A 22036-nucleotide genomic window follows, 5' to 3' on the forward strand; every position below is an offset into this window, starting at 1 on the left:
AGTAAACCTATTCTATGGATCGTGAGTAAAATGGCAAGTTCTATACCTGAAATGCTAAGAGCCGAATGTAAATGCGAAGATATGGCGAAATGTGTGCTTGGGCTTAAAGAACTTGATATAAATACATACAAGACATTGCTCGAACATGGTGCAATGACCGCAGAGAGACTTGGAGAACTCCTTGGAAGAGAGCGCAGTACAGCATACCGCTCATTGCAGAACCTCATTGCCGCAGGTCTTGTGTACAGGGAAACAAAGTCCATATCCATTGGCGGATACTATTATGAATACGTGGCAATAGAACCCACCGTGGTCAAAGAGATGATCAGGAAGACAATAGACCAGTGGTATCAGAAGATGAACGACCTTATTGAGAACTTCGATAAGGAACTTATTGTCTGAAACCTGTTTTATTGTAGGGACTTTCCACCCACCCGCATATCATCATTTGCATTATTATTCTAACTAATAGTATATTTATTGTATAGCAACCTCTTGTTTACATATGAGACAATTGACCCTGTCCTTGAAGTAAAGTATTTCAAGAAACGAATAACAAGTAGCATTGAATACAGTAAACATACCACTGAAAATGGAGTTAATAAAATGGAAGGACACCCACTAGGCATAATTCAGGAAAAGGACAGTGAATTCTTCGACATCATAGAAGGAGCACGTGAGAACGCACTTTCAGAGGGCAGTATACCACTGAAATACAAATTCCTCATAGCCATGGCACTTGATGCAGACCATGGAGCTGTGGATGGAGTTAAAGTACTTGCCCTGCAGGCAATGGAAGCAGGTGCTACAAAGAAAGAGATAATGGAAGCTGTGCGTATCGCTAACTTCATAGGAGGCATTGGAAGCGCTTACACCGCAGCCAACGGACTCAGGGAAATACTCTAAATAGTCTCCCGACAAATTCCTTATTTTCCATTTCTTTTTTGGATCGAAAACTGTTGATGCAAAGAAACGCTCAACACACTGGTCTTTAGAATATCATACAAATATTACAGGCATATTAACCTGATATTAAACATATGCTTTAGTCATAAATACCCATTATGATAAGATCATACATGGAATACTAAACGTAGCTGCCATAGACCTCCATAATAGAAAGTTCCACATAATTCAACAACCCCAATGATGCGAAGAAAAAAAAAAAAACATGAATAACTATACTTCAGATCAAGACAAAAACTTCACTTGCATAACATATACATAAATAAATATAATATATAATGTTTATTTAGAATTATGTACTATATAATATACATATCGTATAATACTAAGGTCGGTTCATGCCGATTCTGAATACACCCCTATGAATTCTGCCATGAAAGTCACAATGATAGAAGACATGTAGACCCACATGAAAATAACAATAACAGACCCAATTGACCCATATACCGTTGTCAGGTTACTGTAAAACAGATAGAGACCCATAAGGTACTTTCCAATAGTAAGAAGGAAAACCGTTAGCAATGATCCTGTGAAAACAAACCTTAACCCGGGATTCCTTTCAGGAAGCACCCTGAAAAAGAACATGAAAAGAGCGATCAGGGTCAGAATGTTTATTCCAAAATTAATTGCCTGAACAATATTAGAAGGGATTGAGAATGCTATTTCCAGATTATCAGAAATGATGAAGAACACAACTTCGAACAAAGTACTTATGGCCACAAGCACTCCAAAGACCAGAGCTGCAAACAGAGCAACAGCCCTGTTACGAACAAAAGTATGAAGCCAGCTACGGTCAGTTGCCTTTGGACCCCACATCTTATTGGTCATCCGCTGCAACTGCACGAAGATATTCCCTGCACTCCAGAGATATAAGAAGAAACTCAGGACAATACCAAAGTTAAAGGATGTATCGACAGAGAGCTGGGTAAATAATGAATTCAATATCCTTATGGACGTATCATCTGCAAAAAGCGATACATCTGTGATTATTGCCGCCTCGATCAACTGTTGTTTCAAAAATATGCTGCCCAGAAATAGAGTAAAAAGAAGAAGTGCCGGCATTCCTATTATAGCATGGAAGGAAAGAGCAGCACTATTTGCGATACCATCATCTTCCATCCATTTATGGAGTGTACTTTTGAAAAGAGACGCATACTTTGATATCATCCACTAAAACTAGTATATGATCCCATTTATCTCTTCTCGATGAAAATACATGAAGTCAGCAGGATAATACCCTTAAATACAATGAACAGGAATGTAAGAAGTAATGACCCGTTCTTCAAGGATGTTACAGGCATTACTTATACTTGGAATATTAGTAGCGGTCCTTGTCTATGCCCTCTACCCATTCATTAATGCTTTTTTCGGTGCTTTCATCCTGTATGTGGTCTTCAAACCTTTGTACATCTACATGACAAGTAAAAAAGGAATAAATAGGGGCATATCTGCCTTTGGCATCATCATTCTGACAATAGTCCTGATACTGATACCCCTATATATGCTAATGGCAATTGTGATCATCCAGATACAGGATATTCTTTTTGATACAGGCACTATCATAGAATATCTGAACGCTGCCAGCCTGTACATGAAAGAACTGCACCTTGAATCATTGCCGATAGACATCAACATCAATGAGAAGATAACAGAGATCATTTCGACAGCAGCCAATTTCTTCAGTGTTATGCTCGTTAACGCAATTCAAAGTCTGGGACAAAGGCTAATTGAATTCATCATCATGTATTTCCTGCTTTATTACTTGCTTGTAGGGATCGGTTCTAAATACTCGCTCAAACTTCAAAATATAGTCCCTTTCAGCAAGAAGAACACAGAGATACTCCAGAATGAGTTCAAGTCCATTGTAAATGCAACCCTTATAAGTTCAGGAATAATTGCCATCGTACAGGGAGGGCTGCTCACACTGACCTTCCTTTTGCTTGGAGTAGAAGGAGCATTCCTCTGGGGATTTGTTGCAGTGATACTTTCATTCCTGCCACTAGTGGGTGCTACATTCATCTGGGTCCCCGCAGTGCTGATCCAGCTGATCCAGCAGGATTATTTTACTGCAGCAGGAATCCTTATTGGCGGAGGGATCCTCAGTACCATCGATAACTTCCTGCGACCCATGATACAGAACAAAGTAGGAAAGATCCATCCACTTGAATCACTCATCGGAGTGATAATAGGATTGAACCTGTTCGGACTGCTGGGTATCGTCATCGGACCACTGCTGATATCGTATGTGGCCCTCATGGCAAGGATGTTCAACGAGGAGTACTTAGTAGATTGAGGAAATTCCAGTGCTCTATTAAACATTATATATTTTAAAATAATTAGAGTAATAAAATAAGAAAGGTTGTGTTTGCATATCCCTAATAAAATATAGGATTTCTGAGAGCTTACCGATAGCAATTGCAATATTAGTCACAATTTCATCAGCATTATTAGTCGCTTCACCAGTGAGTGATTCTGAATTGCTTGCTTCCTTGTATGGAAAAATTCAGCTTCTAGCAATTATAGCATTAATTTTTAGTATAATTTTAGGAGTTTTTACATATTATATTAGTTCTAAACTAGAACTTTCAGACAGTGAAGCCGAATATTTACGTAAAACAATTAAAGAACAACTTTCTGACGAAAAAACAGACGAACTAAAACAAAAAAAGAATAAATATCTTAATATATCTACCATTTCTTTTCATTATGCAAATGAAAAACGTATTGAAGAAGTCTATAACGATTACTTCTCTGAAGACAGAATTGAAAAAATAGAGAGAGAATCTTCAAATGAGGTATGCGGAGAAGCAGGTGTAGAAATACCCCAGGTTGCTAATACTAAAGCATTAAGCTCCAAAGGTATTAAGGAAAAGACAATAATTGCTCCTCATGAAATTTCCGTTGCAGAAAAGTTCAGGAAATATCAAACTTCAATCATCAAAAATAATCAAGTATCTTTAGAACTGGATATGCTTGAAATTGATAAATCTGAACTGGATGAATTCAATAAGGCTGTATCTAATTTAACATCCCGATTCTCTTTTGAGATGGATGAGTCAAAGCTCAAAAGTAAGAGAAACGAATTAACACAAGATGCAACCAGCAATACAATAACAAGACTGGAAAATGCAAGTGGCTGGGTACTCATAGAAGGCAAGTTCAAAATTATCGATAAACCAGATGATAATTCATACGAATACGAATATTCACATCCTGTAAACGAATTCAAAACAGAAGATGATGAAAAAGTCTATGTGACTATCACACTCAAAAAAGATAGTCTGATGAGTAATCTAAAAGAATCCTATAAGCAACTGGTAGACAAACAAATAAACCTCAAGGTCTATGGAGAAATATTACTTCCGTTGGATATGGAAAATGAGAATAATAAGATTATAATTACTCCGTTGGCAATATATTCATGATTATAGCACTCCTTTAAAAATTGCATTAAGTCCTGCCTTTATAGTTAACGTAATGATGACAACAAAACACAATCTTCAGAATAAACGAAATCATTGATTAGATTTTCAGGAAATAGATAGCATGGGTAATTTTTGTATTGTTAGCAGCATATAGAAATTATAAAAAAATACAACCAGTGAACTGAAGAATACACAATCATACAAATAGATGGTACAGAAATACCAGATGAAAACAAAAAAGCCAGAAAAAAATTCATCATCAGATAATGGTTGGAATAATGCAGAGATAAAAACTCATAGTTTATATTAAGGCACTATAAATCCATGGAATTTTGCCCGTACCATATATAGAAGTATTTGATATTAATATAGAATAAATAGAAAGTGACATGTGTTTTTTAATGGTCTGGTACATAGTTTAGATCAAGATGAAGTCAATTGCATATTAGAAAATGAAATTAGGGCTCTGTAGAAATCCTCTACTTTGATATAAACCACAAATGAACACAGATTAAAAATACTGATATCTGCGTGTATCTGTGTTTATCTGCGGTTATTTTGTATCTCACAAAAAGATAGGATTTCTACAGAGCCGAAATTAGAATGCATTGTTTTCTTAACCCAGACTGCATACTCCATCCCCATGAAGATAGTTCTCAGATTCGATATCTGTTATCGAAGGCTTGTCACCGCATACAGGGCATGAAGGATTCTTACGGACCTTGATCTCATCAAAGGACATGTTCAATGCATCATAGAACAAGAGCCTCCCTTTCAGTATCTCGCCAATTCCCAGCAAGTACTTGATAACCTCAGTGGCCTGAATGGAACCGATTACACCAGGCAGTACACCGAGAACGCCGGCTTCCTGGCAACTGGGAACCATGTCTGCAGGAGGAGCATCTTCGAAAAGGCATCTGTAGCAAGGGCCATCATCCGGGACTATTGTCATGACCTGACCCTCAAAACGGAAAATACTGCCATGAGAAAGTGGTTTCTTTGCAAGCACACAGGCATCATTGACCAGATAACGGGTGGCAAAGTTGTCAGAGCCATCCACAACGATATCATAGTCCTTTATGATATCAAGAATATTATCAGGACTTATCCTCTCGTTATAGATGATGACATCCACATCAGGATTTAGTCCTTCAACATATCTTTTTGCAGAATCGACCTTTGACATGGACACATTTCCACCATGTATTACCTGCCTCTGAAGGTTACTGAGGTCCACAACGTCATCATCAACAATGCCAATGGCCCCTATCCCGGCAGCAGCCAGGTATTGAATAACAGGAGAACCAAGCCCACCTGCACCAATACAGAGAACCTTTGAAGATAACAGTTTCTGCTGTCCCGTTCCGCCTACTTCCTGTAGTATGATATGTCTTGAATAACGATGGATCTGCTCTTCAGTGAATTCGTTTATCATCTTTGCCTTCCTGAAATGTTGAATTAAAAACTATAAATGTGTATATTAATACATGCCAATTTGCGATATTCTGATAAATAGGCATAGAAAGAGGCAATATTGTTCGTCATATAAAATATGAAAATATAATACGCTCGTAGAGTGCTGTTTTTTGATTTTATGATTATAACATACACGACACAAAAGCGGCCATATTGGCCTCGATAAAAGGACAGATGTATAAATACGAACTAATTGGACAGAAACACAGAGTGCAATCCAGGAGATACGATCATGACTCTGTGACAATTGACCTCAAGCCCTAATCCGCAACCACGTAAAGGGTGAAGGAACTGAGGCAAAAGGATGTGAAAAACAAATGGTATTCATCAAATTCTCATCTGCCCTGAACAATGTGACAGGAACAAGAGCTACAACCATTGAACTGGGCGAAGCAACGATAAAAGAGCTTGTTGAAAGACTTGTAACCGAATACGGCAGAGATTTCGAAACACTAATGCTGGAGAATGGAGAGATCAGAAGGTTCATCAATGTGTATGTGAACGGCGAAGATATCAGGCACCTTTCCGGGATCGATACGAAGATCACTAACAATGATGAGGTTTCAGTCCTGCCTGCAATAAGTGGTGGATGAACAGTGAACCAGCCATCAAATGCCATCAAGAAAAGGATCGATGACAATAGGCAACGGTGAATGTATGAAAGAATTAAGAATAGGGCACCTTTCCACAATGTACCATAGCTCATTCATACTTATGAGTAAGAACTGGCTGGAAAAAGCAGGTATTGAACCCAAATGGAAACTTTTCGGAGGCGGGCCTGCGATAGTCCGTGCACTGGAGAACAATGAGGTGGACATAGGTTACATCGGACTTCCCCCTACTATGATCGGTATTGACAGAGGACTGAAAGCAAAGTGTATCGCAGGAGGTCATGTTGAAGGAACAGTGATGATAGCCACTAAAGGATACCTTACGCTTGATGAATGTAATAACGATAACATACGGTTTTTAGAACAATTCAAAGGACTCCCCATTGCCTGCCCACCTGCGGGCTCCATCCATGACGTGATAATAAGGAACTATATAAGAGAAGCAGGGTTTGAAGAAGAGATCGATGTCCTTAATTATGACTGGGCTGACATGATACCCGAAGCCATCATGGATGGCGAGATAAAGGCTGCCGTTGGAACACCATCACTTGCAGTCGTTGCAAAAAGATATTGTGATGCAAAAGTTGTTATCTCTCCTGAAAAACTCTGGCCGGATAACCCAAGTTATGGGATCGTTGCAAGCCAGAAAATGATAGATGAGTCGCCTGACACACTGCTGAAGTTCATAGAATTACACGACAAAGCATGCAAATTCATCCACCAGAATACTAAAGAAGCATCAGAACTGGTTGCAGAGGCTGTAAAGATGGTTGATGCAGAGTTCGTACATGACATGTATATAATCTCACCCAAATATACTGCAAAGATATCCGAAGAATATATTGCATCCACCATGAGATTCGTGGATGTACTGCATGAACTTGGATATATCTCAGGCAAGCTCAGCCAGGATAATATCTTCGACCTTCGTTTTGTGAAGGAACTGGAACTTTAGGCCTTTTATCTCTAAAAAGCCAGGTCATAAAAAAAGTTGAACTGGATATAAGATGGAAAATTATCGGCTTTTACACCATTTCATAATCCAGCCCCTGATCATTTTTGAACTTACCCCAGGGCTTTTCTTAGTTTCCCCATTTTAGTAATGGTAGAACATACCAGCTGAGACACCTCTTCATCCATGTGGTCCCCTGTCCGGAGAAGCTCAGGCTGCATCATTTCCAACAGAATGTTGTATGAAGGCTCCGGACTTGTTTCAAGACCAAGGATATCAACCAGGATCCCAATATCCTTACTTACCTCTTTCAAGCATGTTTCCGAAATAAAGCGGGATGCAACATTGAGATTCAGATACCGTGATGCAATATCAAGATCGCCCTTCAGAGAGGAGTAATACTTAGTAAGTAAATTCTCAAAAGCTTTTTCTCCAAGTTCCCTTCTGGTATCTTCCAGAGCAAGGCCAGTACCTATGAACTCCGGTGGCAGGCCTATGGAATAAAGCGCACCCGTGAATTTAATAGCCCTTGGCATATTCAGGCCTTCGACAGGCATGCTGCCTTTAAGCTCTTTTGCAATATCACTGCGACAAAGACATGTTATGCCTGAGATATCCGGAGCAGTCCTGGAATATCCATTCCTGCCCTTGTTCAGCAAACGGTCCCGTTGCTGTGGAAGTAGTTCAGCGATCCTGTTCACTGTCGGGGCCAGTTCTCCGAGAATTCTATTGTATCTTGCTCCGAAGATCCCCATGATATTAACCATTTCTTCTTTCTCTTCGACTGAATATATGTCAGGTGTCTCCGGAAGTCTTTCTTTTGCAAGCTTTACAAGGGCTTTTGCATCCTCTTTATCATTGTCATGTCGGACAGCTGACTGAAGAGTGATGGTCCCTATGCCTTTATACTCATTGAAGAAATTATCTGCATTATTCAGATCAAGATGCCCTCTGAAAGGCAGGGATCCTGCCCCCAGTATAACACCCGTCCTTGTGTCGATCTCAGTGTTCAATTCCACAATTGAATTGATGGCATATTTACATGAAAGCGCACTTACAACATGACCAAAAGATAAAGCTGAGTCTGACTTCCCCAGGAAGATCCTGAACTTTTCAGGAGCTGTTCCAAAATGCTCATCCCAGGAAAGTATCGTTTCTTCTGTCATTTTCTTTGCATGCAGCAGTGAAGGAGCATCCTCGATAAGAGGAACAATACGAGGAACCTCCATTGATGATCCGAACTCCTTTTTTGCAAGATCACTTACATCAACCATGTGCTGTTGGGCTTCAATGATCTCTCTGACCGAGCCGGTCATCGGGTGTACGAATTCATCGATAGCCTGCACATCAGAATATTCAAGCGCCATCTGGTTAGCCTCGGCAATGGACATCATAACCATAAGTTGCCTGAATCGATTTTCCTGAACCGCACTCGGAGCCCTGGGAGTGATAAAAAAGTCTTTACCCGGGACAAGGTCGGTCTCTTCAATGAATTTTGATACTATCTGGACATTCTGGTGATAAGGTGTTGCCTTTCCCTCATAATCCGGCATATATTCATCGCAGCCGAATATGGTTGCAGCCTCAAGAGCTTCCTCAGGTTCTTCCTGCGTAGAAACATACTTTGATGCAGTGTCCGGGTGCTGAGTACACATTATTTTTGGATGATCGTTATTCTTGCTCATAGACTATATCCTCCCTGTAGTTACATGACCATTTTTCAAATTGCCCAGATCTTAAAGAAGAATTCTGAATACAGCTATTGTAAACCTGGCACATTTGTAAACAAGTTGTTCAACTAATGGTTTACATACATATAAGTATTCCTCACGGATGGACCTAACCAAAGAGAATATCCACGTGCAATCGCTTAATTCTTAATATATAAACAGCATAAAAAAGAATTATGGACGATCATAGGATTAGAAAGATGATACGATCAGGAAAGTATTGTAAACCACTCATATAAATGAATAGAACATAATGTACAAATTTACTAAAAAAGACAAAAGGCCTGCCATCTTTAAAAGAAGGCAGGAGTTTCAAATAACTTCAACTTTTCAGATGGTCCGAGCACACGACAACTGAAACACCGGATCTTGTGGATATACTGCACAGATCATCAATGGTTTCTGAGTATCGGTCGCTGTCAGCAGGGATATCCTTACAGAGGGTTTCCTTCAGCAGGTCATCATCCACATAGATGCAATGCGTACCATGCATGGAAAGACGGTCATAGTGTGCCTTTGCCTCTTCCTTTTTGTCACCAGCATATGGGATGATCCTGGCTCTCACAGCCTTGCATGCCTTATCAGGCGATACCTGTTTGCATTTGGTAATCATACCTGCAGCAGCTGTCTGGTTGGTGAGAGGATCGATCACAATGAAAGAGCCTGTAGACCTGTTCCTGGAATATACATCGGCGAATATAGGACTCTTCAATTCGACCTTGACCTTAGCAATATCATTCAGACCCAAGGACTTCGATGGCTTCGTACTGATATCATCGGGATCGAACTCATGGAGCACTTCCTCGAAATCGCCCTTCACTGTGCTGGTGGTATGCTTGATAAGATAATCCTTCCCGATCTCCATGGGAGTATTATCCATCCATACCATATTTGCCTCAAAGCTTCCGGCGATCACAGGAAGATCATCAGCCTTAGCGATCATATCCCCACGGCTGATATCAATATCATCCTCAAGGCAAATGGTCACGGCCATTGGCGCACATGCATAATCAAGGTCCCCGTCATAGGTTACGATCCTTGAAACAGTGCTCGCCTTTCCTGAAGGGAGTACTCTTACCTTGTCACCTTTGTGGACCACACCTGAGGCTATTGTACCACAATAGCCCCTGAAATCATCGCCCCCTCCCCAGTTGACATACTGAACAGGGAACCTGAGATCTGTCAGGTTACGACCACCGGAGACATTCACATTCTCCAGATAGTCAAGCAATGTGGAACCTTTATACCAGGGCATATTCTCGCTTCGGTCAATGACATTGTCACCTTTGAGAGCACTTATGGGTATGTAGTAGATCGATTCTTCTGCCAGCTTATCAGCAAATGAATTGAACTCATCTACTATATTCTCGAACACTTCCTCCGAATAGTCCACAAGGTCCATCTTATTGACCGCAACCACGAAATTACGGATACCCAGAAGGGACGATATGAACGAATGCCTTTTTGTCTGTGTTACAACTCCGTTCCTGGCATCTACAAGAATCAGCGCAAGGGACGCATTGGATGCTCCTGTGGCCATGTTCCTTGTATATTGCTCATGCCCGGGGGTATCAGCAATGATGAAACGTCTTTTCGGAGTGGAAAAGAACCTGTAAGCTACATCTATCGTTATTCCCTGTTCCCTTTCTGACTTCAGTCCATCGGTCACAAGGGAATAATCCATTTCCTGGTTCCTGTGGGTCTTCGAGAATGTTTTTATAACATTCAGCTGGTCCTCGAATATTGATTTTGAATCATGCAGCAATCTGCCGATAAGAGTTGATTTACCATCATCCACACTTCCTGCAGTGGCAAACCTCAGCAGATCGATATTCTGATTCTGTTCGATCAGAGAGTCTGAGCTCAAAAGTATCCCTCCCTTTTCTTTTGTTCCATGGAGCTATCCTGATCGTGATCGATCACCCTGGTTATACGTTCGGAATGGCGAGATACCATCATCTCTTCGATGATCTTCGGCAGAGTGTCTGCCTCCGACTTCACGGCACCTGTACAGTAATGGCATCCAAGGGTCCTGAAACGGCACATGACCTCTTTGACCTCACCCTCATGATCATCTGTGTAGACAGGGATCAGCTGGCCATTCTTCTCAATGACAGGTCTTTTCTTTGCATAATAGAGAGGAACTATCTCGATATTCTCATGGTAGATATAGGTCCAGATATCAAGCTCAGTCCAGTTGGAAAGCGGGAACACCCTTATGGACTCACCCTGGTCTATCTTTGAATTGAACAGGTTCCACAGCTCGGGTTTCTGGTTCTTAGGATTCCACTGGCCGTGCTTATCACGGAACGAATAGATCCTCTCCTTTGCCCTTGATTTCTCTTCATCCCTGCGTGCACCGCCGAATGCCGCATCATAGCCGCCTTCCTTCAATGCATCAAGAAGTGCCTTTGTCTTGAGCTCGGCACAGCATTTGACAGTACCAACTGAAAGGGGATTCACACCTCTTTTGAGAGCATCCTCGTTCCTGTGGACCCTCAGGTCAAGGTCATGCTCCTTTGTGTAGCGGTCCCTGAACTCGTACATTTCAGGGAACTTGTATCCGGTATCAATATGCAACAGCGGGAAAGGAACCTTTTTCGGATAAAAGGCCTTTATCGTAAGATGAGCCATTACCGATGAGTCCTTACCCACCGAATACAACATAACCGGATTCTCGAATTCAGCTGCTACTTCCCTGATTATATTTATGCTTTCAGCTTCAAGTGTCTTCAGATTTGAAAGCCTATAGCATTCTTCCCCAGTGGTCATTTTGACCCTCCTTTAATTATTGTAGTCATGTTCAATGAATTTATTAATACAATCGTTTTTTCTATTCTTCACGAGGCCTGATATTTCCAGAGTGCAGGCCACATTCCTTCTTTGTTGCCTCTTCCCACCACCAGCGTCCTTCACGCTCATGCTGTCCCGGCAGGACCGGTCTGGTACATGGTTCACAGCCAATACTGACGTATCCTTTCTCATGAAGCTCATTGTAGGGGACATCATTCTCCCGGATATAATCCCATACCTGTTTCGAGCTCCAGTTAGCCAGAGGATTGAACTTTATGAGTTTGCCATCACCAAATGCCGGATCCACCTCAACTACAGGTATCTCTGCACGCGTATTGGGACTCTGGTCCTTACGCTGGCCCGTTATCCACGCAGCCCTTGTGCTCAGGGAACGCCTGAGAGGATCTACCTTCCTGACAGAACAACACTCACCATGTCCGTCCCTGTAGAATGAGAACATGCCTTTCTCTTTAACAAGTTCCTCCGTCCTTTCCCTGTTGGCAAAGAATATCTCGAGAGGGATATCATAATGCTCCCGAACCACATCGAAGAACCTGTAGGTTTCAGGATGCAGGCGCCCAGTGTCAAGAGAGAAGATACTCACATCCGGCATGATCTTTACAGCCATGTCGATGAGCACAACATCCTCTGCACCACTGAATGCAATGGTAATATCTTTTCCAAACCTGTTAAGGGCATACTCAAGGATCTCCTGAGGAGTCCGGCCCTTATAATCATCGGCTAGTTTCCCAATTTCTGTTTTTTGTTCTGGCATGTTGATTTCCATATAATATTGACTGAAAGTGTATGTTTCGACAGAGACACTGTATATACACATAAAATGGACTGCATTATAGATATACAATGCAGTTCGATCCAAGCGTATTCATTCCAGCACGAAGGTCCTGAATTCTTCAAAACCCACACGCTGTATGGTATCTCCGAAACGTTCTCCGGGAGTTGCTTCATTCCTGAAGAACTCAATGGACTTTTTAATTATACTGAAGAGTGTATCCTCATCTACGAGTTCTATAAGTTTGGTACCAAATCTTGGATATCTTCCAACCTTGCCACCGACATAGATGGTATACCCCTCTTTTGATACAGCCCATGCATTTTTAGGGCATATGAGACGGCACTGACCACAGAGGATACATTTCTCCCGGTCATATTCCAGAGTTTTGCCTTCTACCCTGATCGCGTCGGCAGGACATGCGGTCTGACAGAGCTTACAATAATTACATTTGCCCTCTATCCATTCAGGCTCAAGTCCTCCCATGACACCAAGATCGTTCTCCTGAGCTTTCATACATGATGCAGGACAGCCTGTGACACCGAATTTGAACTTGCCAGGAAGCTCCATGGCAAAATATTTCTCATCGATCTTACCTGCAATGTCCTCTGAATCGATAAGTCCCCTTGGACAGATACGATTACCCTGACATGCAACTACACCACGGACCCTTGGACCGCAGGTACCCTGATGGACACCGCGCGCTTCAAGTTCGTCAAGGAGGTCTTCTGCATCCTCGAAGGGGATGTAGGATATCTCAAGTCCCTGACGTGCGGTTATGTGGACCTCACCCCTGCCATACTTCTCTGAAGCATCGGCAAGTGCGCGAAGCTGCTCAGCGCTTAACTGGCCGCCTACAACGCGAAGGCGCATGGAAAAAAGGTCTTCCTGCTGCTTCTGGCGAAGGAAACCGCCCTGTTTAAGTCTGTCATAGTTGGTTGTCTTTTCACCCATTATTATCAATTACAGTTTTGTATGTTCCAATATATATGTGTATGATAAGGCAAATGTTGCATCTTTTTAAGATCTTGTGGTAATTTTGGCCTCATTCTTCAGCGATATATAATAACCTAACATTCAATTGACAGATGCTGTCCGATCATGTAGAATGAAAGAATGAAAAGACATGCTAAAAAGGAAAAGGAGAGAATTAAAGTGATCATAGCACTGGCTGCAATTACATCTGCAATATTTATGGGATTGAACATTGGCGGAAATAATGCAGCCGCTTCCATGGGTGCAGCATATGGCGCAAAGGCCCGTACCAAGAAGCAGGCTGTGATCCTGATAGCTATATTCTCATTTTTAGGAGCGGTTATCAGTGGCGGCGATGTTGTCAGGACACTGGGTAACGATATAGTCCCGGGGAACACAATAACACTTGTTGCTGCCATCATTGCAATAGCTGCTGCTGCACTCAGCCTGTTCATAGGTAATATATTGAAGGTACCTGTGTCAGCAAGTCAGTCAATAGTCGGATCCATCGTAGGGATAGGCATATTCTTCGGCGTACTTGATACCAGCTTGCTCACTGAGATAGTAGGATGGTGGGTAGTCACACCGGTGCTTGCCTTTACACTGGCATTCATATGCGGCAAATTCATTCATCCGAAGCTCCTTATCTGGCTCATTGACCATGAATCGGAGGCGAAGATCAGGAGTATTATTACAAAGCTCCTTACTGCTTCCGGATGTTATGTGGCATATTCTGCCGGTGCCAACAATGCTGCAAGCGCAGTGGGTCCCCTAGTAGGTGCAGGATTCTTTGATCAGACCACAGGTACGATCATTGGAGGGCTGACGCTTGGAGCCGGTGCTTTGCTTATTGGCGGAAGGATACTTCAGACAGTGGGAGACGACATTACAGAACTCTGTACCATCCGTGCCATTTTCATAGAGGGAATAGCAGCAGTTATCGTTCACGGAGCATCACATGCAGGCATACCGGTCTCACTGGGACAGATCGTACCGGCAGCTATTATAGGCATTGGATGTGCGAATGAAGGATTCAATACAGTGAAAAGCAAGACAGTAAAACGTATCGGCCTCATGTGGATCACTTCACCGATAATTGCGGGTCTTATAGCATTCGGTGCTATGAGAATTGTTTCCTGAATGGACTGATCGGTCGATAGCAATAAAGTACCATGTAGAATGGTATTTTGAATTACTTTTTTAGCATTGGACTGAACAAGAATGATATCTTGAATAGAAAATGGAGAGTCTGTAGAAATCCTGCTAATTGAAACTTTGCCCTCATAATTTTTCAATTACTGGAACATTTCAATAGTCTTCAGGATAGTAGTGAAGGAACGTGCCGCCTGCGGCGGATGGTAGTATTGTTCCTTGTTTTTCAATGATCTTTGATAGATCCATCAGAAACCCGTGGATGCAGAAGATAATAGGTTTGAATGATCGGAAGTCATGAATAACTAAGACCATCCCGGAGGGTCACAGCGAAGCCGGCACAGTCCGAAAAGGTGACTAAAATATTCTGTTGGTTTCAACTCTTTTCCCGGACACCAGTAATTAGAGATCGCGACATTTACCATAAGAATCATAGGTGCGATCACGACAGAGATGCAGGGCCACATAAGCAATTTAAACAAGAGTCCCTAAAGATCAAAAATAGAAAAAAAGGAGGTGAAATGACCCATCAAGCTTTTTCGATAAGCATCTTCCATGTACCGTTATCTTCCTGGTCGATGCCAAGTACAGTGTGGCCCTCGTTCTTCACGCTTTTTGGAACATTTGATATTGCAGATTGGGAACTGAAGATCACAGTGAGGCGTTCACCGCTTTTCAGGCTTTCCAGATGCAGTTTTGTCTTAACGAAAGTGAGGGGACATACCTCCCCTTTCAGGTCCAGTTCTATAGATTCCTTTGCCATTTTCTTTACCTTTGTCCAGTGGTTCTGTAATTATTGTATAAGGACGATTGACTGAGAAATCATATAATAGCTCAGATACAGGCAAAATAGACCCGTATTTATACTCGGTCAAGCAAAAATAACTGTGGTGCATAATTATCGTGCAATTTATCGATAGTTATATATATCATCAAGTCGTTTCACAATTGTTACTTCACAATCGTGAAAGAACAAATATCAAACATTAATATTCAAAACTAAAAAGGAGAAAATATAAAATGAGGGATCGCTTTTGTTGATGCTTACAGAGAAACAGTACAGATAACTGAGAATATCGGGGAACAAAACGACAGGGATGTCAGAAAGACGATCGAAGGACTTCCACCTTCTGCAAAACTCGTCTTTAAGGTTCTCGAATATGGCGGACTCCTTACACAAAAGGAGATAGCCGAACAAAGTTACCTGCCTCCACGTACCATCAGATATGCACTTGGCAGACTGAAGGACGAGGATTTCCTGCAGGAAAGGTTCTATTTCAAGGATGCAAGACAAAGCCTCTATGGCCTGAAGAATGTGCCGGACATTGGAAGAACTCCAATGGACGATGCTCCGAAAATAGAACAGAGGATGCTAAATATGAATGCAGAGAATTTTGAACTCGCAGTCATGTGAAGACATCCAGGCAAAAGTACCTGAACAAACACACAACTTCTTCCATAAGTGGAGATGATCTGGAACACGAGTCAAGAATGATCAGTTCCGAATCTATCTCCACTTCTCCACTCCACTTTTCTATTCCTGTAACTACAGTACATTTAACTGAGAGTTAAACTGGATCACAGACTTGCAGATAGAATTACAAAGAACAAAATATCTGCTGCATTGCTACTTATTACTATACTATTACTACATTATAGTAGCAACTCTTGAGAAAAACATGATATCGAAGAACAGATGCTGAAGAGTGGAACATGGACATAAGATGTTTTGGGGAGAGATGATGTAGTGCAGAGAGAAACTGCCCATGTTCCGTTTATCGTATTCGTTTTTGCTTCAGCCTTTCCGATGATATATCGTACCAACCAATCAGCCCACAAAACCAGGTCATAGGTTATGTGACTACAATTCCTAGTTTAGTTTTCTGTTATATAAAATTATGTATTGTTTAGAATATAATGAGACTCATCATTATGACATTTGAGGTTTAGAGAGATGTCTGAATATGTGAAGTGAAATGAGAGGCATTATATCGGAATTCATCTCAAATTCGTGCTCAATCCTTCCAAAACTGATGCCTGAACATATCTGAGTAAACAAGTAAATACCAATTAATACCAATTTATCCCAAATTGGTAGTAATCCTTAAATTCTAATAGCTACCATTTACTACCAAAAAGTAATGAATTGGTATTTATGAAGATTCCACAGAAGGCACCGGATATGTGGGAGATTGTCGGGAAAAATCCCGATAAGCTCTCTATTTTTGTTGATCCGCAGATGCAGGAACTTGTTGCAAAGTTCAACAGGGATTACCTGCACTGGGATGAGCTTCGGCACCGGAAATTACCGGTGGAAGCTGAAATTATATGGGCGTTGATCAAGAATAGCAGAAGCACGCAGTCGAAAAGGCTTGAGTTTGGAGACTGGACATTTCAATATATTCAGACCGGAGAGACAATGCGACGGCTACACCTGCTGGATACAAAAGGTGCCGGGAACCTTGAGAGTGGACCGGGCGGAGTGAATGCTTCGGACAGGAAGCGATATATCGTTAATTCACTCATGGAGGAGGCAATAGCATCCAGTCAGCTCGAGGGAGCAGCTACTACAAGAGAGGCAGCAAAGAAGATGCTGCGGCAGAAAAATAAGCCCAGGGACTACTCACAGAAAATGATCATCAACGGCTATCAGACCATGCAGATGATAGCCGAAATGGAAGAGAGATCGATCGATGTAGAAACACTGCTCAGAATCCACAGGGAGATAGTCAGGGATACTCTTGATGATCCAGAGGATGAAGGACGGTTCAGGGACAACAATGAGATCGTTGTGGCCGACCCACAGGATAGTACTGTCATCTATCATACTCCACCTGATCATCGGATGGTCCCTGCACTAATGGAAGAATTCTGCAGATTTGCCAGCAATGACGAGAATGATTTCATCCACCCACTCATTAAAGGGATAATATTGCATTTCCTCATAGGCTACATTCATCCCTTCACCGACGGGAACGGGCGATGTGCAAGATCCATATTCTACTGGTACATGCTCAGTCGTGGTTACTGGCTCTTTGAGTACATGCCAATATCCCGGATACTGCTACACTCAAAGAAAAAATATACCAGGGCCTATCTCTTCACTGAAACCGATGATAACGACCTGACATATTTCATAAACTATAATCTCTCAGCAATAGAGAAAGCACTGGAAGACCTTGAGGAGTACATATCCCTCAAAAAGCAGGAACAGAATGAGACCATGCAGATCATCGAAAGGTCTGAGGACCTTAACCTCAGACAGGCAGATATACTCAAGAGTATGCTCAAAGAACCTGAAAGGTACTTCCCCATAGCTGAGATCAAAAGTAAGTACAATGTGGCTTACGATACAGCAAGGAATGATATGCAGCACCTTGCTGAGATGGGCTACATTGAAAAGATAAAAAGAGGCAGGAGCTATATGTACAGGTACAGAGGAGTTTAAGGGTTATTTGGAGGTGCTTAGTACAAACCAGCACCCAAGCTACTCTAAAAAAAGACAAAATGAAAGCCTCTTCAGCTTTCACAACCCATCAACAAAAGCCCCGATCCTTTCCAGAGCCTTCTCGATCTCCTCAAGGGAGGTCGCATAGGAACATCTCAGGAATCCGGTACCTGCATCACCGAACACATTGCCAGGAATTGTGACGACATGCTGCTCGTTCATCAGGCGTTCTGCGAACTCTTCTGAGGTCAGACCCGTGCTTTCGATGGAAGGGAATGCATAGAATGCGCCCTTTGGCTCGAAGCATTCAAGACCGATCTTGTTCAGGCCGTTGACGATAAGGTGGCGGCGGCGGTCGTAGCTGCGGACCATGCGCATCATTTCATCGGTGCCGTTACGAAGGGCTTCGATGGCTCCTATCTGTGCAGTGATGGGGGCACAGAGCATGGAATACTGATGGATCAGCATCATTGCACTGATGATATCAGGAGATGCCATTGCATAGGCCAGCCTGAAACCGGTCATTGCATATGCCTTGGAGAAACCGTTGAGCAGGATGGTCCTTTCACGCATTCCTTCAAGTGAAGCAAAACATGTGTGTCCATTATTATAATCGTAGGTAAGGCAGTCGTAGACCTCATCGGATATGACCATGATATCATGCTCGCAGACAACATCTGCAATAGCCTCAAGGTCCTCCCTGCCCATGGTAGCGCCTGTTGGGTTGTTAGGGTAATTGATGATAACAGCCTTTGTCTTAGGAGTAATAGCAGCCTTCAGCTCTTCTGCTGTGAGCTTGAAATTATTCTCAAGTTTTGTTGAGATGATAACAGGTACTCCACCTGCGAACATCACCGAAGGTACGTATGCCACATAAGATGGCTGGACAACGATTATCTCATCACCGGGATCTGTGATAGCCCTGATAGCTACATCGAGTGCTTCACTGACACCTGAAGTAACAAGTATCTCAGAATCCGGGTTGTAACTCACACCGTACTTTGCAGAGAAGTGGTCAGCCAGGGATTCCCTGAGTTCCAGAAGTCCATAATTAGAAGTATAGGATGTCTCGCCACATTCCAGAGAATGAATGCACGCTTCCCTAATGTGCCAGGGAGTAATATAATCCGGCTCACCTACGCCAAGGGAGATAACATCATCTATCCCGGACGCAAGATCGAAGTAGCGACGTATGCCTGATGGTGGCACCTTGTTCATCACATCTGCTACGAATTTTGAAGGGGTGCATGCTTTTCTCATTTATTCTACATCCTGTAATGTGACCTTTTAAGGGGTCACCGGTAAACGTGTAACATGGTCCTGCTCATAGAGGATTATACCATCCTCTTTGTATGTCTTCAGGACAAAGTGAGTGGTTGTATGTTGTACCTGTTCAAGGGTTGATATCTTCTCGGCAACGAAGAAAGCGACTTCCTTCATCGTCTTACCGGAAACGGTAAGTGAAAGATCATATTGTCCGGATAGAAGCCTGACAGAACGTACTTCCGGGAACTTGTACAGACGCTCAACAAGCGGCTGGTATCCAATTGTCCTTTCAAGGCTCACCTTGAGCTCGATTATTGCATAGACGTTCTCATCACCTGCAAGATCCCAATCAATAACGGTCTTGTATTTTCGGATAACACCACTGTCCTCGAGTTCCTTTACTCTTTTACTCACCTCATCGGCAGTGAGACCTGTAAGGGCTGCGATCTTCTCATGACCCATACGTGCATCCTCTTCAAGACATTCCAGAATATGACGTGTTCTATCATCCATATATAGCAACCCCATAAAACCAGATAAACTAAATTAAAAAGAAAAAAGAGTGCTCGAATTACTCGAGCAATACCGCGTTCACAACGCCATCCTGACCTGGACGACTTGTGATCCTTGCTTCACCAAGGGAGGTCTTGATAACTGAGCCCTTTGTGAGGATGTTACGCCTGACGTAGTGCTCGTTAGCAACATTCCCTACAACAGTCTCGATGTCAGCCTTCTGGGTCTTGCCCTGTGTATCTGTGACATTTGCGATATTGCACTGGAGAAGCCTTACTTTTCTGTTTCCGCCTCTTGTTGAAACGTTCTTCCTCTTAGTCTCATGGATGTGGGTTTCAGCTGGTTCATTACCAAGCTCGAATTTCCTCTTTCCGCGAGCTGACTTGACCTTAGCACCTGTGTATGTCCTTCTGGATCTGCCTTGCCATTTCATGATATATCCTCTTATGATCGTTAATTATTGTGAATAGAATTACCTTTGTTATTTCAATATAAATCTGGTATGATTTATGGACGTTCCTTTAATAATAAGATGATATATGAACTTTTCGAGTGACAGAAACATAGTCAAACATTTACAAAAACAAAAGCGAAGACGACACTCCGCCACCTGTTCTGCCATAGACAATTCATAAATAATTCTAATACTTATATAGATGTATGCTGCGCGTAACATTTCTTGGAACAGGGGGGTCCCTTCCAACCCCGGAACGCAATCCATCGGCTGTAATGGTCAACCGTGAAGGCGAGCTTATGCTCTTTGATTGCGGAGAGGGAACGCAACAACAGATGATGCGGGCAAAGACAGGGATGAAGGCACTGTCCTCCATATTCATAAGTCATTTCCATGCCGACCACATGCTAGGCATCCCCGGACTTATACAGACAATGTCATTCCACGGACGCACAGAGCCACTGAAGATATACGGTCCTCACTGGGTCCATGAATTCGCAAGGATACTCAGTGCCCTGGGTTACTACAAACTGCGCTTTGAGATAGATGCCATAGACCTGAGTCCGGGAGATGTTATAAAAAGAGATGATTATTCCATCATGGCAATAAAAACAGAACATAGCATACCAAGTCTTGGATACGCGCTTGTGGAAAATGAAAGAAGCGGTAAATTCGACCGCCAGAAAGCCATTGAACTTGGCGTTCCCCCGGGACCACTCTTCTCAAAACTACATCGCGGAGAATCCGTGGAAGTGGACGGAAAAGTAATACATTCAAAGGACGTCGTGGGAAAAGCACGCCCGGGAAGGAAGATAGTCTACACCGGAGACACACGTCCATGCAAGGCCATACTTGAAGCAAGCAGGGATGCTGATCTCCTTATACACGATTCCACACTGGCAAATGAACAGCAGGAATGGGCGATAGAATCAATGCATTCCACCGCACAGGAAGCTGCCACACTGGCAAAGGAAGCTAATGTGCTTAAACTTGTCCTCACGCATATCAGTTCCAGATACTCAGATGACCCGTCGCAGCTACTCAAGGAAGCAAAAGAAGTATTCGATAAAGTGGTCGTTGCAGATGACCTGATGGAACTCGACATCCCTTACAGGGATAAGATGTGATAGCACAGACAGGCTGAATATCACTATAAAAAAAGAGGATGTATTTTAAAGGAAGGTCCAGTCGAGCCTCTTATCGTCGGCATCGTAAAGGGATACTTCCATCTCTATTTCCATATCCTCTATCTCATAGGGGAGACGCTTCAGACCTATATACAGAGTGTCACCAGGAACATATTCGAAGCCTTCTGCCTTTACCTTCCCAAAATAGACACGTCCACCGGACTCGATCTCTTCTACAACAACTCCTTTCCACATGAGGGTGTCGATCACATTGACGATGACACACTCGAAACGGTCAGATTCATTTATCTCAGACATAGCCCTTCGATATAATTGTCAGGTTTAAAAAGGTGAT

At 42.5% G+C, this 22036-nt stretch carries 22 protein-coding genes; 10 read left to right on the top strand and 12 right to left on the bottom strand.

Features of this window, described 5'->3' with window-relative positions; translation table 11 throughout:
- The first annotated feature begins 30 nt into the window (after nucleotides 1-30).
- Together V7O63_RS11575 and V7O63_RS11580 are read left to right on the top strand one after the other, a co-directional pair.
- A complete protein-coding gene (locus V7O63_RS11575; RefSeq protein WP_340818709.1) occupies nucleotides 31-402 on the top strand; it encodes a helix-turn-helix domain-containing protein in 372 nt (123 codons plus the stop codon).
- Nucleotides 403-606: 204 nt separating this feature from the next.
- The gene (locus V7O63_RS11580) at nucleotides 607-906 is read left to right on the top strand and encodes a carboxymuconolactone decarboxylase family protein (protein ID WP_340818710.1); all 300 of its coding nucleotides are present in this window, start codon (nucleotides 607-609) and stop codon (nucleotides 904-906) included.
- Between the two features lie 396 nt (nucleotides 907-1302).
- On the opposite strand, the gene V7O63_RS11585 is transcribed toward V7O63_RS11580, so the two are convergent.
- Complete coding sequence (locus tag V7O63_RS11585; protein WP_340818711.1) at nucleotides 1303-2133, bottom strand: YihY/virulence factor BrkB family protein; 831 nt, start codon at nucleotides 2131-2133, stop codon at nucleotides 1303-1305.
- A gap of 103 nt (nucleotides 2134-2236) precedes the next feature.
- Between V7O63_RS11585 and V7O63_RS11590 the strand changes: the two genes are divergently transcribed.
- Nucleotides 2237-3259, top strand: a complete 1023-nt coding sequence (locus V7O63_RS11590) for an AI-2E family transporter (RefSeq protein WP_340818712.1) — start codon at nucleotides 2237-2239, stop codon at nucleotides 3257-3259.
- Nucleotides 3260-3428: 169 nt separating this feature from the next.
- On the top strand, nucleotides 3429-4391 hold the full coding sequence (locus V7O63_RS11595; protein ID WP_340818713.1) for a hypothetical protein: 963 nt from the start codon (nucleotides 3429-3431) through the stop codon (nucleotides 4389-4391).
- Nucleotides 4392-5007: 616 nt separating this feature from the next.
- Here V7O63_RS11595 and moeB read toward each other — a convergent pair.
- Complete coding sequence (moeB, locus tag V7O63_RS11600) at nucleotides 5008-5826, bottom strand: molybdopterin-synthase adenylyltransferase MoeB (RefSeq protein ID WP_340818714.1); 819 nt, start codon at nucleotides 5824-5826, stop codon at nucleotides 5008-5010.
- A 358-nt stretch (nucleotides 5827-6184) separates the two neighbouring features.
- Here moeB and V7O63_RS11605 point away from each other — a divergent pair, with 358 nt between their 5' ends.
- Nucleotides 6185-6460 carry a ubiquitin-like small modifier protein 1 gene (locus tag V7O63_RS11605; RefSeq protein WP_340818715.1) on the top strand — a complete coding sequence of 92 codons (276 nt, stop codon included), beginning with the start codon at nucleotides 6185-6187 and terminating at the stop codon, nucleotides 6458-6460.
- Between the two features lie 64 nt (nucleotides 6461-6524).
- A complete protein-coding gene (locus tag V7O63_RS11610) occupies nucleotides 6525-7433 on the top strand; it encodes an ABC transporter substrate-binding protein (RefSeq protein ID WP_340818716.1) in 909 nt (302 codons plus the stop codon).
- A gap of 110 nt (nucleotides 7434-7543) precedes the next feature.
- On the opposite strand, the gene ppcA is transcribed toward V7O63_RS11610, so the two are convergent.
- The 5 genes from ppcA to V7O63_RS11635 all read right to left on the bottom strand — a co-directional run bounded on the left by ppcA (nucleotide 7544) and on the right by V7O63_RS11635 (nucleotide 13700).
- Entirely contained in the window at nucleotides 7544-9115 is a 1572-nt protein-coding gene (ppcA, locus tag V7O63_RS11615) for a phosphoenolpyruvate carboxylase (RefSeq protein ID WP_340818717.1), read from the bottom strand.
- Between the two features lie 367 nt (nucleotides 9116-9482).
- A complete protein-coding gene (gene cysN / locus V7O63_RS11620; RefSeq protein WP_340818718.1) occupies nucleotides 9483-11027 on the bottom strand; it encodes a sulfate adenylyltransferase subunit CysN in 1545 nt (514 codons plus the stop codon).
- Nucleotides 11024-11932, bottom strand: a complete 909-nt coding sequence (cysD, locus tag V7O63_RS11625; RefSeq protein WP_340818719.1) for a sulfate adenylyltransferase subunit CysD — start codon at nucleotides 11930-11932, stop codon at nucleotides 11024-11026. The genes cysN and cysD overlap by 4 nt, the downstream gene beginning before the upstream one ends.
- A 61-nt stretch (nucleotides 11933-11993) precedes the next feature.
- Nucleotides 11994-12728 carry a phosphoadenylyl-sulfate reductase gene (locus tag V7O63_RS11630; RefSeq protein WP_340818720.1) on the bottom strand — a complete coding sequence of 245 codons (735 nt, stop codon included), beginning with the start codon at nucleotides 12726-12728 and terminating at the stop codon, nucleotides 11994-11996.
- Between the two features lie 111 nt (nucleotides 12729-12839).
- A complete protein-coding gene (locus tag V7O63_RS11635; RefSeq protein ID WP_340818721.1) occupies nucleotides 12840-13700 on the bottom strand; it encodes a 4Fe-4S binding protein in 861 nt (286 codons plus the stop codon).
- A gap of 162 nt (nucleotides 13701-13862) precedes the next feature.
- Here V7O63_RS11635 and V7O63_RS11640 point away from each other — a divergent pair, with 162 nt between their 5' ends.
- A complete protein-coding gene (locus V7O63_RS11640; RefSeq protein WP_340818722.1) occupies nucleotides 13863-14861 on the top strand; it encodes an inorganic phosphate transporter in 999 nt (332 codons plus the stop codon).
- Nucleotides 14862-15402: 541 nt separating this feature from the next.
- Here the strand turns inward: V7O63_RS11640 and V7O63_RS11645 are convergent.
- Complete coding sequence (locus V7O63_RS11645) at nucleotides 15403-15636, bottom strand: sulfurtransferase TusA family protein (RefSeq protein ID WP_340818723.1); 234 nt, start codon at nucleotides 15634-15636, stop codon at nucleotides 15403-15405.
- Between the two features lie 348 nt (nucleotides 15637-15984).
- On the opposite strand from V7O63_RS11645, the gene V7O63_RS11650 reads away from it, so the two are divergent.
- Together V7O63_RS11650 and V7O63_RS11655 are read left to right on the top strand one after the other, a co-directional pair.
- Nucleotides 15985-16287 (top strand): helix-turn-helix domain-containing protein, encoded by a 303-nt coding sequence (locus V7O63_RS11650; protein WP_340820840.1) that lies wholly within the window; start codon nucleotides 15985-15987, stop codon nucleotides 16285-16287.
- 741 nt (nucleotides 16288-17028) lie between these two features.
- A complete protein-coding gene (locus tag V7O63_RS11655; protein ID WP_340818724.1) occupies nucleotides 17029-18321 on the top strand; it encodes a Fic family protein in 1293 nt (430 codons plus the stop codon).
- Between the two features lie 78 nt (nucleotides 18322-18399).
- Here the strand turns inward: V7O63_RS11655 and V7O63_RS11660 are convergent, their stop codons facing one another.
- Genes V7O63_RS11660 through V7O63_RS11670 form a run of 3 tightly spaced genes read right to left on the bottom strand, consistent with a single transcriptional unit; the run spans nucleotide 18400 to nucleotide 20533 of the window.
- Complete coding sequence (locus V7O63_RS11660) at nucleotides 18400-19581, bottom strand: aminotransferase class I/II-fold pyridoxal phosphate-dependent enzyme (protein WP_340818725.1); 1182 nt, start codon at nucleotides 19579-19581, stop codon at nucleotides 18400-18402.
- A gap of 27 nt (nucleotides 19582-19608) precedes the next feature.
- Nucleotides 19609-20100 carry an Lrp/AsnC family transcriptional regulator gene (locus V7O63_RS11665; RefSeq protein WP_340818726.1) on the bottom strand — a complete coding sequence of 164 codons (492 nt, stop codon included), beginning with the start codon at nucleotides 20098-20100 and terminating at the stop codon, nucleotides 19609-19611.
- Nucleotides 20101-20158: 58 nt separating this feature from the next.
- Nucleotides 20159-20533, bottom strand: a complete 375-nt coding sequence (locus V7O63_RS11670; RefSeq protein WP_340818727.1) for a 30S ribosomal protein S8e — start codon at nucleotides 20531-20533, stop codon at nucleotides 20159-20161.
- Between the two features lie 227 nt (nucleotides 20534-20760).
- On the opposite strand from V7O63_RS11670, the gene V7O63_RS11675 reads away from it, so the two are divergent.
- On the top strand, nucleotides 20761-21681 hold the full coding sequence (locus V7O63_RS11675; protein ID WP_340818728.1) for a ribonuclease Z: 921 nt from the start codon (nucleotides 20761-20763) through the stop codon (nucleotides 21679-21681).
- A gap of 45 nt (nucleotides 21682-21726) precedes the next feature.
- Here V7O63_RS11675 and V7O63_RS11680 read toward each other — a convergent pair whose 3' ends face one another.
- Nucleotides 21727-21999, bottom strand: a complete 273-nt coding sequence (locus V7O63_RS11680) for a hypothetical protein (RefSeq protein WP_340818729.1) — start codon at nucleotides 21997-21999, stop codon at nucleotides 21727-21729.
- Nucleotides 22000-22036 lie beyond the last annotated feature (37 nt).

This window comes from Methanolobus sp. WCC4, assembly GCF_038022665.1.
Classification (GTDB): domain Archaea; phylum Halobacteriota; class Methanosarcinia; order Methanosarcinales; family Methanosarcinaceae; genus Methanolobus.

What these genes read in the sequence shown, in the direction of transcription:
- V7O63_RS11645 (WP_340818723.1), bottom strand. Translation starts at nt 15,636, where the DNA reads ATGGCAAAGGAATCTATAGAACTGGACCTGAAAGGGGAGGTATGTCCC.
- cysD (WP_340818719.1), bottom strand. Translation starts at nt 11,932, where the DNA reads ATGACCACTGGGGAAGAATGCTATAGGCTTTCAAATCTGAAGACACTT.
- V7O63_RS11575 (WP_340818709.1), top strand. Translation starts at nt 31, where the DNA reads ATGGCAAGTTCTATACCTGAAATGCTAAGAGCCGAATGTAAATGCGAA.
- V7O63_RS11635 (WP_340818721.1), bottom strand. Translation starts at nt 13,700, where the DNA reads ATGGGTGAAAAGACAACCAACTATGACAGACTTAAACAGGGCGGTTTC.
- V7O63_RS11670 (WP_340818727.1), bottom strand. Translation starts at nt 20,533, where the DNA reads ATGAAATGGCAAGGCAGATCCAGAAGGACATACACAGGTGCTAAGGTC.
- V7O63_RS11585 (WP_340818711.1), bottom strand. Translation starts at nt 2,133, where the DNA reads ATGATATCAAAGTATGCGTCTCTTTTCAAAAGTACACTCCATAAATGG.
- V7O63_RS11660 (WP_340818725.1), bottom strand. Translation starts at nt 19,581, where the DNA reads ATGAGAAAAGCATGCACCCCTTCAAAATTCGTAGCAGATGTGATGAAC.
- V7O63_RS11675 (WP_340818728.1), top strand. Translation starts at nt 20,761, where the DNA reads ATGCTGCGCGTAACATTTCTTGGAACAGGGGGGTCCCTTCCAACCCCG.
- V7O63_RS11665 (WP_340818726.1), bottom strand. Translation starts at nt 20,100, where the DNA reads ATGGATGATAGAACACGTCATATTCTGGAATGTCTTGAAGAGGATGCA.
- V7O63_RS11580 (WP_340818710.1), top strand. Translation starts at nt 607, where the DNA reads ATGGAAGGACACCCACTAGGCATAATTCAGGAAAAGGACAGTGAATTC.
- V7O63_RS11605 (WP_340818715.1), top strand. Translation starts at nt 6,185, where the DNA reads ATGGTATTCATCAAATTCTCATCTGCCCTGAACAATGTGACAGGAACA.
- V7O63_RS11590 (WP_340818712.1), top strand. Translation starts at nt 2,237, where the DNA reads ATGACCCGTTCTTCAAGGATGTTACAGGCATTACTTATACTTGGAATA.
- moeB (WP_340818714.1), bottom strand. Translation starts at nt 5,826, where the DNA reads ATGATAAACGAATTCACTGAAGAGCAGATCCATCGTTATTCAAGACAT.
- V7O63_RS11640 (WP_340818722.1), top strand. Translation starts at nt 13,863, where the DNA reads ATGAAAAGACATGCTAAAAAGGAAAAGGAGAGAATTAAAGTGATCATA.
- V7O63_RS11610 (WP_340818716.1), top strand. Translation starts at nt 6,525, where the DNA reads ATGAAAGAATTAAGAATAGGGCACCTTTCCACAATGTACCATAGCTCA.
- V7O63_RS11680 (WP_340818729.1), bottom strand. Translation starts at nt 21,999, where the DNA reads ATGTCTGAGATAAATGAATCTGACCGTTTCGAGTGTGTCATCGTCAAT.
- V7O63_RS11630 (WP_340818720.1), bottom strand. Translation starts at nt 12,728, where the DNA reads ATGCCAGAACAAAAAACAGAAATTGGGAAACTAGCCGATGATTATAAG.
- V7O63_RS11655 (WP_340818724.1), top strand. Translation starts at nt 17,029, where the DNA reads ATGAAGATTCCACAGAAGGCACCGGATATGTGGGAGATTGTCGGGAAA.
- ppcA (WP_340818717.1), bottom strand. Translation starts at nt 9,115, where the DNA reads ATGAGCAAGAATAACGATCATCCAAAAATAATGTGTACTCAGCACCCG.